General features: G+C 44.8%; 14 protein-coding genes. 2 read left to right on the forward strand and 12 right to left on the reverse strand.

From position 1 onward, the window contains the following. Window positions 1–38: 38 nt before the first annotated feature. Both ACXAFM_RS13495 and ACXAFM_RS13500 read left to right on the forward strand, forming a co-directional pair. Window positions 39–566, forward strand: coding sequence for an RNA polymerase sigma factor (locus ACXAFM_RS13495; RefSeq protein ID WP_474830318.1), 528 nt, complete (start codon window positions 39–41; stop codon window positions 564–566). Window positions 567–642: 76 nt separating this feature from the next. Then, entirely contained in the window at window positions 643–1,269 is a 627-nt protein-coding gene (locus ACXAFM_RS13500) for a hypothetical protein (protein ID WP_474830320.1), read from the forward strand. A 15-nt stretch (window positions 1,270–1,284) separates the two neighbouring features. Here the strand turns inward: ACXAFM_RS13500 and ACXAFM_RS13505 are convergent, their stop codons facing one another. The 12 genes from ACXAFM_RS13505 to gltB form a co-directional block, all read right to left on the reverse strand. Further along, window positions 1,285–1,638: a DUF1428 domain-containing protein gene (locus ACXAFM_RS13505; RefSeq protein ID WP_474830322.1), complete on the reverse strand. Its 354-nt coding sequence runs from the start codon at window positions 1,636–1,638 to the stop codon at window positions 1,285–1,287. 96 nt (window positions 1,639–1,734) lie between these two features. Next, complete coding sequence (locus tag ACXAFM_RS13510; RefSeq protein WP_474834913.1) at window positions 1,735–3,093, reverse strand: NAD(P)/FAD-dependent oxidoreductase; 1,359 nt, start codon at window positions 3,091–3,093, stop codon at window positions 1,735–1,737. Between the two features lie 39 nt (window positions 3,094–3,132). Beyond that, the gene (locus ACXAFM_RS13515; RefSeq protein WP_474834915.1) at window positions 3,133–3,729 is read right to left on the reverse strand and encodes a GNAT family N-acetyltransferase; all 597 of its coding nucleotides are present in this window, start codon (window positions 3,727–3,729) and stop codon (window positions 3,133–3,135) included. Then, window positions 3,726–4,127 (reverse strand): DUF2721 domain-containing protein, encoded by a 402-nt coding sequence (locus ACXAFM_RS13520; RefSeq protein WP_474830328.1) that lies wholly within the window; start codon window positions 4,125–4,127, stop codon window positions 3,726–3,728. Before ACXAFM_RS13520 ends, ACXAFM_RS13515 begins: the two co-directional genes overlap by 4 nt. A 120-nt stretch (window positions 4,128–4,247) precedes the next feature. Next, on the reverse strand, window positions 4,248–4,652 hold the full coding sequence (locus ACXAFM_RS13525; protein ID WP_474830330.1) for a rhodanese-like domain-containing protein: 405 nt from the start codon (window positions 4,650–4,652) through the stop codon (window positions 4,248–4,250). A gap of 59 nt (window positions 4,653–4,711) precedes the next feature. Beyond that, window positions 4,712–5,620 (reverse strand): cobalamin-binding protein, encoded by a 909-nt coding sequence (locus ACXAFM_RS13530; protein WP_474834917.1) that lies wholly within the window; start codon window positions 5,618–5,620, stop codon window positions 4,712–4,714. Beyond that, on the reverse strand, window positions 5,617–6,564 hold the full coding sequence (locus ACXAFM_RS13535) for a cobalamin biosynthesis protein CobD/CbiB (protein WP_474834919.1): 948 nt from the start codon (window positions 6,562–6,564) through the stop codon (window positions 5,617–5,619). The genes ACXAFM_RS13530 and ACXAFM_RS13535 overlap by 4 nt, the downstream gene beginning before the upstream one ends. Before the next feature lies 1 nt (window position 6,565). After that, window positions 6,566–7,267 carry a 5'-methylthioadenosine/adenosylhomocysteine nucleosidase gene (locus tag ACXAFM_RS13540; protein ID WP_474830336.1) on the reverse strand — a complete coding sequence of 234 codons (702 nt, stop codon included), beginning with the start codon at window positions 7,265–7,267 and terminating at the stop codon, window positions 6,566–6,568. Between the two features lie 167 nt (window positions 7,268–7,434). Further along, complete coding sequence (locus ACXAFM_RS13545; RefSeq protein ID WP_474830338.1) at window positions 7,435–8,022, reverse strand: DUF2726 domain-containing protein; 588 nt, start codon at window positions 8,020–8,022, stop codon at window positions 7,435–7,437. Between the two features lie 208 nt (window positions 8,023–8,230). Continuing rightward, entirely contained in the window at window positions 8,231–8,626 is a 396-nt protein-coding gene (locus ACXAFM_RS13550; protein WP_474830340.1) for a hypothetical protein, read from the reverse strand. Between the two features lie 198 nt (window positions 8,627–8,824). Further along, on the reverse strand, window positions 8,825–10,240 hold the full coding sequence (locus tag ACXAFM_RS13555) for an FAD-dependent oxidoreductase (protein ID WP_474805255.1): 1,416 nt from the start codon (window positions 10,238–10,240) through the stop codon (window positions 8,825–8,827). Window positions 10,241–10,253: 13 nt separating this feature from the next. Next, window positions 10,254–14,720 carry a glutamate synthase large subunit gene (gene gltB / locus ACXAFM_RS13560; protein ID WP_474834921.1) on the reverse strand — a complete coding sequence of 1,489 codons (4,467 nt, stop codon included), beginning with the start codon at window positions 14,718–14,720 and terminating at the stop codon, window positions 10,254–10,256. Between the last annotated feature and the right edge of the window lie 476 nt (window positions 14,721–15,196).

The raw sequence follows: 15,196 nt of genomic DNA on the forward strand, positions 1-15,196 counted from the left end.
TAAAGCGCGGAATTAAAAATAATAAAAATGGAAATGCAGTGAAAGAAACCATTCAAATAGAAAAACTGCTTAGTGAATATGCGCCGCTCATGGCGCGTATTGCAGCAACGTTTGAAGCCAATAAATCCCTTCAAGACGAACTGATACAAGAAATGTCACTGGCGGTTTGGCGTGCTTTTGAAGGAACTTCAAAAGAGGAGGCTAGTGGCTTTCGTGGAGAGGCAAGTGTGAAAACGTTTGTGGCCAAAGTAGCGCATAACAAGGCAGTTGACCACGTGATTAAAGAGCAGCGGCGTCAAGAATTCACTCACGAGGGAGAATTTGATTCTTCTTACACAACCAGCGCTATTTCATCTCGTGATGCGACGTTACAAGAAAATGCGATGGACCTCATGACAAGCTTACGTCAGCTAGAAATTAAATACAGACAGGTATTGGCTTTGCTTTTAGAAGGTTTCAGTCAGCTGGAAATAGCCAATATGTTAGGTATTAAAGAGAGTGCCGTCGCTAAACGTGTCAGTCGCGCCCGTCAACAGTTAACACAGATTATGGGACAACAGCCATGAGCGAGGATAAAAAGCCATGAGCGAGGATAAAAAGCCATGAGCGAGGATAAAAAGCCATGAGCGAGGATAAAAAGCCATGAGCGATCATGCAAAAGCTATGAGTGAAGAAGGATCAAATGTGAGTATTAACCGTTCGAGCATGAGTGAATTAGATAAGCAGCTCGCACAGTGGCAAAGTGCGTATAAAGAGGCAACGCCATCAGTGGATACAAATGCACTGATAAAAGAAACCAAGAAGGCTAGGTTTAAACTTAAAGCCAAAGGGATTCTCGACCTAGTTCTCGGACTAGCGGTGTCAGTGTGGTGCTTAACATTAGTGCTGTTTGAGCCATTGACTACCTATCAATTTGTACTTTTTTCAGTACTTACTCCTATTCCTGCTGCTTTTGGAATATGGGGATATTGGGTAAGACAAAAGCAGTGGAAAACCGAAACATTAGATGTGCAGTCGATGCTGTCTTTTAAACAAACTCAATTGAAACAGCAATTACACTATTGGAAAGTCAGTTTGTATGGATGCACGATACTCTGGTGTGGATTGCTGGCACTCGCCGTCTTTAATGTACTGATGTTTAATGCCTTCACGCTGTGGGGAACACAGCTTTTGATAAACAGCGTGGTCGTTTTTATCGTATACCGCAGGTACAAAAAGTTAAACGCCGATTTGCCGTCGGCGTTGGCGAAAATAGACGATATGAAATAGCTAAGAGCTGTACCTTTATAATTCAAGAATAGGAGCGAAGCCCCCATAAATAAGGCGTTTACCGTCAAAAGGCATGGGGTTTTCGGTTTCCTGCATTCTGGGATCTTCCATCACTTTTTGCCATGCGGTGTCACGCACTTCTTTTGATGGCCAAAACGCAATGGAAAACACCACGGTTTCATTTTCTTTGGCTTTTACCGCTAAAGGAAAAGACGTTATTTCACCATCGGGTACATCGTCACCCCAAGCTTCAAGAATTTTAATGGCACCATACTCTTTAAAAATATCACCAGCGAGTTTGGCGTGTTCAATGTATAACGCTCTATTTTCAGTGGGAACGGCTACAGCAAAGGCATCGATGTATGACATGAGGTGGCTCCGTCAGTGATTAGAATACTAACATAGCCTAAATAATAAACAGTGTGCAATGGTCAAAACGGCAGACTTCCGTAAAACTCTCTAAGACTAACGCTCTGCAATTTTAGCCCACTGATATAAACCGTGCAGCGCTAGTCTTCTTGCCTTGGGAAACGGGTATGTTTTAAGCGGCGATTGATAAATAGGAAGAGATAAATCGACGTCGCTTGTGCCCATCATTCGTTGAGCGAGGCGCTGTCCGGCAAAAGCGGCAAAGGAAACCCCTGAACCACAATATCCCATAGCATAACCGATAGAATAAGCAGAACGGTTTGCGTTATTACTGCTCGCTTCACTGTCTACGAAAATACGTGGCATGCTATCTATTGACACGCTCACCCAACCACTCCAAAAATAGTCCATGGCGATACCTTTAAGTGCTGGAAAGCTTTTTACCATGGCGTTATAGAGTCGCTGCTTCTCTCTAGCGTTATTCGCATCTTTACCTTTTACGGCACCACGACCGCCAAATAACAATCGACCATCTGGTAATACGCGATAGTAGTATTTCATCATCCGCGTATCCATAAAACTCATGGGGGTGGTCAACCCTGTCGAAGCACGTTGCTCATTGCTCAAAGGAGCGGTAACAAAGATACTCGACTGTACGGGGAATTGCTTATTGTCTACGCTCTCGTGAAAGCGTTTTGGAGTATAGGCGTTAGTAGCAATGAGTATATGCTTAGCTGATACTGAGCCGCTTGGCGTAGTGGCAAGGAACCCTGTTTTTTGCTTTTCAATACGAATGGCAGGTGAGTCGTAGAAAAGCGTGGCACCAAGTTCTTTAGCGACTCTTGCATATTCACTTGCTAGTTTTAAAGGGTGTAAACACGCGCCTTCAAGTTCGACGCCACTGTAAGCCCCTTCTATACCAAAACGGGCTGTAAGGTCTTTTGAAGAGAGGGTAGTGCTTGGTACATTGAAGTTAGATGCAAGATGATTAGCACTGGCGCATAGTTGCTCTGCTTGCTTAACGTTATGGGCCAATTTTAAATAAGGCCCTTCTACTAAATTGACCTGCATATCAAAGTCTGCAATACGCTTTTTAAGCAAATCTACGGCACCGTTAAACTCGTCCTTCATGCCCATGGCGACTGTATGATCCCATTTATCTTCTATAGCGCTTAATGACAGTCTACCGCTTCCAGAAAGGATAAAACCGCCATTGCGGCCTGCACAGCCAAATCCAAGTGAGTTTGCATCAAGTAGCGTAACGTCCTGCTTAGCTTGAGCAAGCGTAATTGCAGCAGACAAGCCGGTATAGCCACCTCCAATAACAAGGTATTCTGTATTTACCTTCTTGTTTAAAGGCGGCAGTGCTGGCACCTTATGCGTGGCATGCCAGTAGCTTTTGGGCGCGGGAAGCATTGATGAAACGCCGCGGGAAATAAGAGGGTCGTAGGTCATAAAATAAGATGGCTGTGAGCGTTTACGTCATGTTGGGCATTAGAATTGTAGTAGCATTTCCGCACCTTCACATTCACAGTAGCCCTCACAGACTGGGCAATCATAGCCCTCGTGAATAGATGCGTAGCGCCATTTGTTGGCGTGTTTTTTTATCAATTGGCCGCCATTTTTGGTGAAGTATTTAAATGCACTATTGCCCGGGCTTGCCAACCAAATATGCGCTAAACCCGCTTCTGCACCTTGCGCTTTCGCACATTCTATAGACTTGCTTAATAGCATACTGCCAATTCCACAGCCCTGCATAGCGGGGTCTACAGTATTGCATTTGAAATAGCACACCGTATTTGAATCTACCGGCCAAAGGGAAGAGCTGCACCATTCATCTATTTTCCATTGAGTATGTGCGAAGGTCAGTCTGAAACCCACTACCTTATTTTTGTATAGCGCTACCCAACTAGCATTAATGTCGCCAACAAAGCTTTTAGCATAGTAGTCAGCTAGTAACTCGCTAGTGAGGTAGTTGTCACCATGTACGTAATTACCAAGAGAAATCACGCCTGCAAAAAACTCAGGCGCTAACTGCTCGTAAGTTATATCGCTTTGAACTAAATGATCCGTTTGAGTGGCTGGCGTCATGTTTTTTCTTTATAAGGGGCGTTTTTCATCCCATCAAGGTGAACATCTAACGCTTCTACAGAAATCAAAATTTCTCTTACCGACATCCACAATGAATATAGTAGTGACACTAAACTTGCCGCGAAAACCCAGTTTCCCACTTGTTGATAGGTGAGATAAATGGCCAACATTGAGACCACACAAAGAAAAAAGCTGCCCACCCCCGCTATTTGCATACGCTTAATAAGTTGAATGCGCAACCGAAGGTTTTTTATTTGCGCTTGAGTGTTGTCATCTTTCTCTTCTTTTGAAAAGTTTCGGATGATGGTCGCGAGGGTTAAAAAGCGATTGGTATAGGCTAGAAGCAATAAAGAAATCGCCGGAAATAACATAGCCGGAGTAGCAATATCTATTTTCATAGGTGTTTCATGCAATCGTCGAATAAAACGAGTGTATCACAGGGGATGCGTTACACACAGTCATCAGCTAAGAGCTTGGTTTATAGAGCATTGCGTGGTTTTCAGGGAAAAGCAACTAGACTACATCCTGTCCACTGTCATGCCTGCCGCGCTCCAGCCTAACATGTCGCCTTCTAAATGCATAACTTCAGAAAAATCGAGTTCTTCCAGCACTTTCATGGCGAGTTTAGCTCTTCTGCCAGAACGGCAATAGATAATGATAGGTTTGTTTTTGTGGTCTTCCAACTCACTAAGATATTCATTGATATTCTCGTGGGGCATATTTACCGCGCCAGGAATGTGACCATCGGCAAACTCTTTAGGTGAGCGAACATCAATAAGCAGCCAGTCGTTGTTAGCGACCCGTTCAATAAGATAAGGAGAAGCGGCAACAGAAGCTTGTGCCGTCGCTTTCGCGGTGCACTGAAGCGACACAAATAATGAAACGCAAACAACAACTAGAAAACCCGCAACGACAATCCGCATGAAATGATGCTCTTACCTTCTTACTGATATTTTAGACTTAAGTATAACGCTTATGCGTTTTATTTAATACCTTCGCATAATGATTTTAGTTCACTTATTAATCGTAGTGAAAAGCGGCTAGTGACATCCGGGTCGACCACAATAAGCGGTGCATCAAGAAACCCGCGATGAGCGCGCCAGAATACTTCTAGGTCTTCGTGTGAACTCTTTGAGGCGGCAATGAGTGCATGGGGTTGGCGAACTAGCACGTCTTTAACCGCTACTTGAGGGTAATCTATCGGGCTATCGTGAAATAGCGTTTGCGCCCCACAAACATTTAATAGTTTATTTCCCCATGCATTGGGGCCAATAGTCATAAGTGGCGCTGTCCACGAATAGTAAAACACCGGTGTACGTGGCTCGATATCGTATTTTTGTCGTAGGTTTTTTAACTCGCTGAGAAAGTCATTGGTGAGCTGGGTGGCTTTTTTTTGCGTGTTAGTAAGTGCGCCAAGCCTTTTTATTTCACCAGCAATATCTGTGATTTTTCCAACCTTGCTGGTAAATACATCAAGCCCCATTGAAGAGAGTTTATGGATATCTTGAGGCTTGTTTCCTCCATCCCAAGCCAGTATTAAATCCGGTTCTAATGCCACTATGGCGGCAATATCAGCGCCTTGAAAATCGGCTACCCGTTGAATTTTTTTTGCTGCTTCTGGATAGTCACTGTAGTCGCTTACACCTACAAGGTTTGAACCTAAACCTAAACTAAATACCCATTCTGTAAGATGTGGTGCAAGGCTAATTATTTTTAAGTCGGAAGGTTCCGCATCCAATTGTTTAGTCAAACCGCCGAAAGGAAGCTGCTCTTCGTTGGTAATTTTTCTTGTCCCAACGGTAGGCTCTGTTGCTTTGTTAGCATGCGCGCAAATAGGCATTGAGCACAGCAGAAAAAAAGAAAAAGCACCTAGTGCACGCAACATTTTCATAGCGCAACGGTCATGGCGAACAGGGTTAAAGAAGCAAATGCACTAATTACTATCATTGCCAAAGTAACCATGTTTTTAGCTTTTAACATGTGAGAATACTTAACGTCATTTGTGCCTCCTACGCGGGCATATCGGATTTTCTTATTGGCATAAATTGCTGGGCCACCCAATTTTACATCTAACACACCACCTATAAGCGCCAAAAGTAGAGACGTTTTATCTTTTTCAGGTGAACGTTTCATTGCACGAAGCGCTTTTATAGGATGGCTAATTAGCAAAGTTATGAGGCCGCCAACAGCAGCGGGTGGAAGGGTAAGTAAATAAACCAGTTTGCGCACTGGTTTGGCAAAGAGTTCCATACCAGGCGTGCGGTAGTGCCATTGCCACGACGTAAGCAGAAGTAATCTATAGATCAATGCGCCTATTGGCCCTGCAACCACAAAGTAAAAAATAACGCCGCAATACAGGTAAAGAAATTTAAGCCAAAGCGACTCAATCGCTGCTTTAGCAATACCGATATCTGTTAAAGAGTTACATTGTCTTGCGGTAATGGTTTGGACCATTTCTCGGGCAAGCGATTTTTTGTTTCTACCTACACTTGCTAGCACTTTTTTATACTGCTGACGCTGATAGCCAAAATCGAGCAGTGCGACAAGAACAATTGCTTCAAAGAAAACGGGGTATTGCGCCATATAAACGAAGATAGCGACACAAATTACCAAAGGCGCAAGTAGGACCAACGCAGCTAACGAACCCGAAATGTAGTGCTGTGATGGACCGAAATCGCGAGATGGCACTACTTTACGCCCCATTTGCAAAACAAGGTAGCGCATAAGTGTTAGGGGGTGAGTACTTTGGGGCCAGCACCACAAGGCATCTACGGCAATAGCCAGCCAAAGTACTAATAGCGACTGATATTGCGGGTCGCTAATTACCTCTAACATCTTATTTTGCGAGGGCCTGGATCATTGCCATAACGAGCTGTGCAGAATGCTTAGCAGCAGTATCTAAATATTCTTTAAAGCTCACTGATGATGTTTTACCAGCTATATCTGATAATGAGCGAATCACAAGAAACGGTGTGTCGAGCATATGGCAGGTTTGACCAATAGCCGCACCTTCCATTTCTACTGCCTTCATATCAGGGAAGTTTTCACGCAACTCTGCTACCGCTTCATCGCTACCGATAAATGCGTCACCGGTGCAAATCAAGCCTGTCGTCGATTGCAATGAGGTAATCTCTGCAGCTGCGCTACGTGCTGTTTCCATCAATGCGGTATCACAGCGAAAATCTTCAGGCATCCCCGCACATTGGCCAAGCTTGTAACCAAAATGAGTTAAATCGGCGTCGTGGTGAATAACGTGACTTGCTATCACTAAATCACCAATATTCAGGTCTTTATCGAAACCACCGGCAGAACCTGTATTAACCACTGCATCAGGAGCGTACTGCTCAATCAATACAGTGGTAGCGATAGCCGCTGCTACTTTACCAATGCCGCATTTAACCAACACCACTTCAATGTCGTTGAGTGTGCCTTCATAGAATGTAAGGTGTTTCCACTGTGTTTCTTTTACGTTCCAAAGCGATGCTTTAAGTAGCGCAACTTCTTCATCCATTGCACCTAAAATACCAATTTTTTTCATAACATTACCGAGGGTGTTAAGAGAGTTAAAAGCGTGAACACGCTATTGAATGCACTAATTGTATAAGGAAAATAGAGAAACTGACAGAAAAATGCCTTTGTTACCGCTATTTGAGAGTAAGAAAACAGGAAAGTAACAAAGGCTAGGGGAAGTTCGAATTAATCGTATTAGGCAGCCGCTGGTCTGCTTGAGCGAACCGGGCGAGTAGGACGCTTAGGTGGCTCCGGGTTATGCGTTGGCAATTGAGCCATCTTGTTCTGTAAGCGGCGATACGGAATAAGTTTGTTTTCCAAACATTCCCTAATGTCATCGACGGTGTAGCCAGATTTTACTTTAATTCGCGCGTGAGGAACGCCGGCTGCATCTAATGCACCGGTTACAAACCAATCCTTTTGCGCTTTGTAACCTTCTTTCCCTTGGCTATGAACCAAATCGATAGCCATTACAGGGCTCATATCTTGTTTGTCGACCAGTACAAAGTCGAGTTGTCTGCTGGATGCTCTGCTAAGCGCTTGGCTTGCTGTCTTCTTGTTGGCTGTTTGACGTACTGAAACCAGATCATTAAGACGTACGCGGCACACTATCCTAAACTCTCGACCCATGGCCTGTTCAATAAGGTTTAAAAAAGTATGCTCTACCGGAGTGAATAATTGTGCTTTCCGCCTAAATGGAAAAGCGACTCCACCGTCTGACAACTTTATGGCACCTAGTGCAACGACAATAAGTAACATCATTAAAATAATTGCCAATTCCATCGTAACCCTCACAAATATCAATAGAAAAAGTCATAACAGAAGTAGCCCAAAGCCAGCTGCGTCTAATAAATATGACTTAGCAGCGTGACCTTTGTTTACGGCATAGGCGTCATAAAAATGACGCTTATTGCTGTCATGAAGTAGTTATTGATGAAATTGCAAAGCGGGTGCCAACAATGGATATTGCTGGCAAATTTTTACGAAGTATTTATTGGTTTTTTGAGGTGACCAGAATATCAACCTGAGAGCCAGAATTATCAGGACTTATAACAACCCTAACTGCCTTATCTTCAGAAGAGAGAAGTGTGCGACCTTTGATAGGAGAATGAGTCTTTAACGATGGGTGTGCAGTTTGATATACGGTAAGCATTTCACTGGGGGCACTTGGAGAGTGATAGACCATTACCGATGTAACATTTTTCTCAAAGGCTTGGCATTGCCTTGCATCATCGGAAATTTTTACCTGTTGAAACTCTGCAGGGCAAGACACAATACGCTGTTTGCTCGAAGTATCTACTGCAATGGTGTCGGCAAAGCAAGTATTGCTTGCCGCCGAGGCTAACGCTAAACAAAATACAAGTTTTTTGGTGTTTAATTGCTTCATAGGTAGATCCTTTATCCGATGTGCGATCTTATTTTAAATTATTTTGATAATCATATAGGCGTAATCTTTTAGCTTCAACTAAACCTTGGGGTATTAGCGGTGTCTTCGCTAATTTCTTGGCGTTAACAATCAAAAAAAGCTCGATAGCAGTACCATCGAGCTTTTCTTAAAAGGACAACAGGCCTTAGTTAGCTAAGGTTAAACGCCAATATAATCCATGATACCTTCGGCGGCTTTGCGGCCTTCGTCGATAGCAGTAACTACCAAGTCACTACCACGTACCATATCACCACCGGCAAATACTTGCGGGTGAGAGGTCTGGAAAGCAAACTTACCTGCAGAAGGTGCGCGTACGCGACCTTTTTCATCAAGCATAATGCCGAAGTCAGCGAACCATGGCGCAGGGCTTGGCTGGAAGCCGAAAGCGATAATTACCGCGTCAGCTTCTAGTACGTGCTCTGAACCCTCTACTTCAACAGGGCGGCGACGACCATTTACATCTGGCGGCCCCATTTCAGTTTTCACGAACTTAACGCCACAGGCTTTTCCGTTTTCATCAACGGCTATATCAAGAGGCTGTAGGTTGAATTTAAACTCAACGCCTTCTTCTTTCGCATTAACAACTTCGCGGCGTGAACCAGGCATACTTTCTTCGTCACGACGATATGCACAGGTTACTTGCGCAGCGTCTTGACGAATTGAGGTGCGTACACAGTCCATGGTGGTATCACCACCACCTAGCACAACCACACGCTTGCCTTTCATATCAACAAAATCAGCAGGATCTTTTTCAAGGCCCATTACGCGGTTGGTGTTGGCTATAAGGAAAGGAAGTGCATCATATACGCCTTCAACGTGTTCGTTATCGAAACCACCTTGCATCGACTTGTACGTACCCATGCCCAGAAATACTGCATCGTATTTATCAAGCAAATCCTGGAACTGGATGTCTTTACCAATTTCAGTGTTAAGTACGAACTCAACACCCATCTCGGTAAAGATTTGGCGGCGTAGCTTGATTACATCTTTCTCTAATTTAAAAGACGGAATACCGAATGTAAGTAGGCCACCAATTTCTTCGTATTTGTCGTAAACAACAGGTTTGACGCCGTTACGAACCAGAATATCAGCACATGCAAGACCAGCAGGGCCTGCACCTACGATTGCCACTTTCTTGTCGGTCCATACCACGTCAGACATATCTGGGCGCCAGCCCATTTTGAATGCGGTATCTGTAATGTATTTTTCAATACTACCAATAGTAACAGCGCCAAAATCGTCATTCAGTGTACACGCACCTTCACACAGTCTGTCCTGTGGACATACGCGACCACATACCTCCGGCAAGCTGTTGGTTTTATGAGAAAGTTCCGCTGCTTCTAGAATACGGCCCTCATTTGCCAAGCTTAACCACTGAGGAATGTAGTTGTGCACGGGGCACTTCCATTCACAATACGGGTTACCGCAGTCCAAGCAGCGATCTGCTTGGCCTTCGGTTTGAGATTGGCTTAGCGGCTGATAAATTTCCGCAAACTCTTGTTTACGTACCATGATCGGCTTTTTAGGCGGATCGATACGTTCAACATCGACAAATTGATATACGTTCTTTGCCATAAACTAAATCCTCCTACTGAGCCTGAATGCGTAATTCAGCACTTGAACGACTGATGTGACCAAGCAAGTTTTTCACATCACTGGTTTTTGGCTTAATAAGCTTAAAGCGTTTCAGCGTTGCGGCGAAATCAGTAAGCAGCGACAACGAGTGCTCACTTCCTGTTTCTTCGTAATGCTGATTGATTAAGCCACGTAAGTGCTCAGCAAGAATCGCTTTGTCTTCAATAGGCATAACATCAACAAGCTCGGCATTAACACGGTTATCAAGGTCGTCGCCATCATCCATAAGATAAGCGAAACCACCTGTCATACCGGCACCGAAATTCACACCTACCGGACCAAGAACTGCCACGATACCGCCTGTCATATATTCACAGCCGTTATCGCCAATACCTTCCACTACTGCAATAGCACCTGAATTACGTACGCCAAAGCGCTCACCAGCACGACCAGCTGCAAACAGCTTACCGCCTGTCGCACCGTAAAGGCAGGTGTTGCCCATAATGGCGCTGTCGTGGGCGTCATACGAAATATCACGCGGCGGGTGAATAACAAGCTTACCGCCAGTCATACCTTTACCCACGTAATCGTTTGCATCGCCTTCAAGGTGCATATGCAGACCGCCAGCGTTCCACACGCCGAAGCTCTGACCTGCAGTACCGGTAAGCTCTACTTTAATTGGTGTATCTTCAAAGTCGTGATTACCGTGATGCTTGGCAATTTCACCTGATAGCAATGCACCGACAGAACGGTCCGTATTGCGAATAGGGTACTTAAGGGGAATAGATTTACCTTCAACAACCGCTTGCTGGCCGTCTTTAAGCATCTGCGCGTTCAACTCGCCTTTATCGATAGGCGCGTTGGTCGTTTGTGAGCAGAATAAGCGCGTATGGTCGCCAGCTTTAGGCTGTGCTAGTAACGGAGACAAATCTAAGCGGTTTTGCTTAGCGGTAATGCCATCTAACACTTTTAGTAGCTCTGTGCGACCAACAAGGTCGTCGAACTTAGCAATACCCATAGATGCCATGATTTCACGCACTTCTTGGGCAATAAACTTAAAGTAGTTCATTACCATATCAGGTAAGCCAATGAAGTGGTCGTCACGCAGTTTTTGATCCTGCGTAGCAACGCCGGTTGCACAGTTGTTCAAGTGGCAAATACGCAGGTATTTACAACCAAGCGCTACCATCGGGCCTGTACCGAAACCAAAGCTCTCAGCACCTAAAATACCTGCCTTAACTACGTCAAGACCGGTCTTCAAACCACCGTCGGTTTGAACCCGTACTTTATGACGCAAGCCGTTTTCAATTAGGGCTTGTTGCGTTTCAGATAAGCCTAGTTCGAACGGACTACCGGCGTACTTAACAGACGTTAATGGGCTTGCCCCTGTGCCACCGTCGTAACCTGAAACAGTGATAAGGTCGGCATAGGCTTTCGCCACACCCGTTGCAATGGTGCCAACACCCGGCTCAGATACTAGCTTAACCGAGATAAGCGCCGTTGGATTAACCTGTTTCAAATCGAAAATTAGCTGAGCCAAATCTTCAATTGAGTAAATATCGTGGTGCGGAGGTGGTGAAATAAGGGTTACACCCGGCACAGAGAAACGTAGCTGTGCGATGTATTTATTTACTTTATCGCCTGGAAGCTGACCACCTTCACCCGGTTTTGCACCCTGCGCCACTTTAATTTGAATAACGTTAGCGTTTACCAAGTAGTGAGGTGTTACACCGAAGCGACCAGACGCAACCTGCTTAATTTTGGAGTTCTTTTCAGTACCAAAACGAGAAGGGTGTTCGCCACCTTCACCTGAGTTAGACTGACCGCCCAAGCGGTTCATGGCAATCGCTAGCGCTTCGTGCGCTTCAGGGCTTAGTGCACCAATTGACATGGCAGCGGTATCAAAGCGCGGGAATAAGTTCTCTGCTGCTTCTACTTCGCTAACATCAATAGGGTCGCAATCAGGGTTAATAGCTAGCAAGTCGCGAATGTGTGCTGGAGCACGTTCGTTAACAAGCTTGGCATACTGCTGATAGTCGTCGTAGTTACCCGACACCACAGCCTTTTGAAGCGTACTAACTACGTCTGGGTTATAAGCGTGATATTCGCCACCGTGAACGTATTTAAGCAGTCCGCCGTGATCGACAGACTTACGCTTAAGCCATGCAATACGGTTAAGGTTAACAAGGTCTTGATGGAAATCATCAAAGCCCGCACCTTGAATGCGTGAAGTTACCCCTTTAAAACAAAGGTTCATTACTTCGTTGTTTACACCCACCGCTTCAAATAGCTTAGAGCTACGGTAGCTAGCAACGGTGCTAATACCCATCTTGGACATAATCTTGTACAAGCCTTTGTTGATACCCTTGCGGTAGTTCAACGTGGCCTGCATAGGAGAAATATCCAGCTCACCTTTTTCACAAAGCTGCTCAATGGTTTCGTATGCTAGGAATGGATAAACCGCAGTAGCACCTAAACCAATCAACACGGCAAAGTGATGCGGGTCGCGGGCACTTGCTGTTTCAACAACAACGTTCGCGTCACAGCGCAATGACTTTTCAACGAGTCGGCGCTGTACCGCACCTACCGCCATTGCTGCTGGAATAACCAAACGGTTTTGCTTAATGTTTCTGTCAGACAGAATAACAAACGCAGCTCGTTTATTCTTAACCAGCATTTCTACTTCGTTACACACGCGCTCGATAGCTTTCTTTAAACCTTCTTGCGGTGCGTATTGAAGCTCTACAACCTCTGAATAGTAGTTGTCAGGGTTAAATTCGCGTAGTTGCTTAAGGTCGGTATACATTAGCACTGGCGAGTCAAACAATACGCGGTCAGCGTAACCTGAGGTTTCGCTAAATACGTTTTGCTCGCGGCCAATACAGGTTGCCAACGACATAACGTGGTTTTCACGTAGCGGGTCGATAGGCGGGTTAGTAACCTGTGCGAATTGCTGACGGAAATAGTCGTAAACCGTACGTTGACGCGAGGACATAACCGCCATTGGCGTGTCATCACCCATTGAACCAACGGCTTCTTGACCGTCTTTCGCGAGTACTTTTACAACTTGTTGAATTTCTTCATAGCTGTAGGCGTGTAGCTTGTGGTACACCGCCATGGCATCGTCGTCAAACACGCGTTTACCAATTAATGACGCATCAAGCTTTTCAATTGGTGTAAGTCGACGAATATGCTTCTCTAGCCACTCTTTATAAGGGTGACGTGCTTTTAAGTCTTCATCAATTTCAGTAGAGCGCCAGATTTTGCCTGTGTATGTGTCTACAGCAAGCATTTCACCTGGGCCTACACGGCCTTTTTCAATAACGTCAGCCTGCTCGTAGTCCCAAATACCCACTTCTGAGGCAAGAGTAATAAACCCGTTTTTGGTGATGACATAGCGAGCAGGACGTAGACCGTTTCTATCAAGGTTACAGGCTACGTGGCGACCATTTGTTAAAACGATACCCGCTGGGCCGTCCCATGGTTCCATGTGCATAGAGTTGAACTCGTAAAATGCACGAAGATCATCGTCCATGGTCTTGTTGTTTTGATAGGCGGGTGGAACAAGTAACCGCATAGCACGGAATAAATCCATACCGCCGGCTAAGAATAGCTCCAGCATGTTATCCAGTGACGATGAGTCTGAACCTTCAGTATTTACAAAAGGTGCGGCATCTTTAAGGTCGGGGATAAGCGGCGTTGAAAACTTAGCAGCACGAGCCATCGCCCAGTCGCGGTTACCTTTAATAGTGTTAATTTCACCATTATGCGCAAGGAAACGGAAAGGTTGGGCTAGCGGCCAGCGTGGTAGTGTATTCGTTGAAAAGCGTTGGTGGAAAACGCAGATCGCGCTTTGCATACGCTCATCGGCAAGATCGTGATAAAAGGCGGGTAAATCTTTTGGCATTACCAAGCCTTTATAAATCGTTACTAAGCCGGACAAACAAGCAACGTAAAAATCGGGATCTTTTTCAAGACGTTTTTCAGCGCGGCGGCGGATCATATACAAACGACGTTCAAGGTCGCGTTTTCTCCAACCTGCTGGCGCGTTCACAAATACCTGTTCAATTTGCGGAACACCCGTTAGCGCTAATTCACCCAGTACTGAGTGGTCGACAGGCACTTCGCGCCAACCCACTACTGAAAGTGTTTCTTTTTCTAGTTCTTCATTTAGTACTTCACGCGCGGCTTGCGCAAGTACCGGGTCCTGACTTAAGAAAATCATGCCCACGCCGTATTTTTTGCTGAGTTTCCAGCCATTTTCTTCGGCGATTGCATGGAAGAACGCATCCGGTTTTTGCAGTAATAAACCACAGCCGTCACCGGTTTTCCCGTCGGCGGCGATACCGCCACGATGCTGCATACGGTCAAGACCGTGTATAGCAGTAGTTACCAATTCGTGACTGGCTTCCCCATGAGTGTGAGCAATTAAGCCAAACCCACAGTTGTCCCGGGAATCATTGGGATTATATAAACTCATCTCTTAACTCCTTCAACCTTTTGACTGGGCAAGGTATGCGTTGCGTGTAGATGCGCCTAGGTTTGCGTATCACAACATTATTAGACGTCTTTTAACCTGCAAGCGGTATTGCTTGCGGTATGCGCCTTTCTTGTCGTTATTTATTATTAGAGGATTCCAGTCGTTTCCGCATTTTTATGCATTATTGCTGTGCGGGCCGTACAAAATACCCACATTGAAAAATAAAATCAAACGCTAAAAATGTCAGGTTTATAGAGAATTAGTATAATATTAATTAAATCTTTTAAAATCATTGATTTGAATGGCGTATTTTAAGTTTGTAACAAAAATGTTATCAGTTAATAAAAATGAATAATTTTCTATCATTAAATGATATTGGTTCTCATTTATATTTCAAAGGTGAATAATTATGCTTTAAGTTTGCGGATTTATGTTGTCAATGGCTGTTTGTTTGTATTTTTATGAAAATGTAAAGC

The organism is Alteromonas sp. ABD4_190, assembly GCF_056160105.1.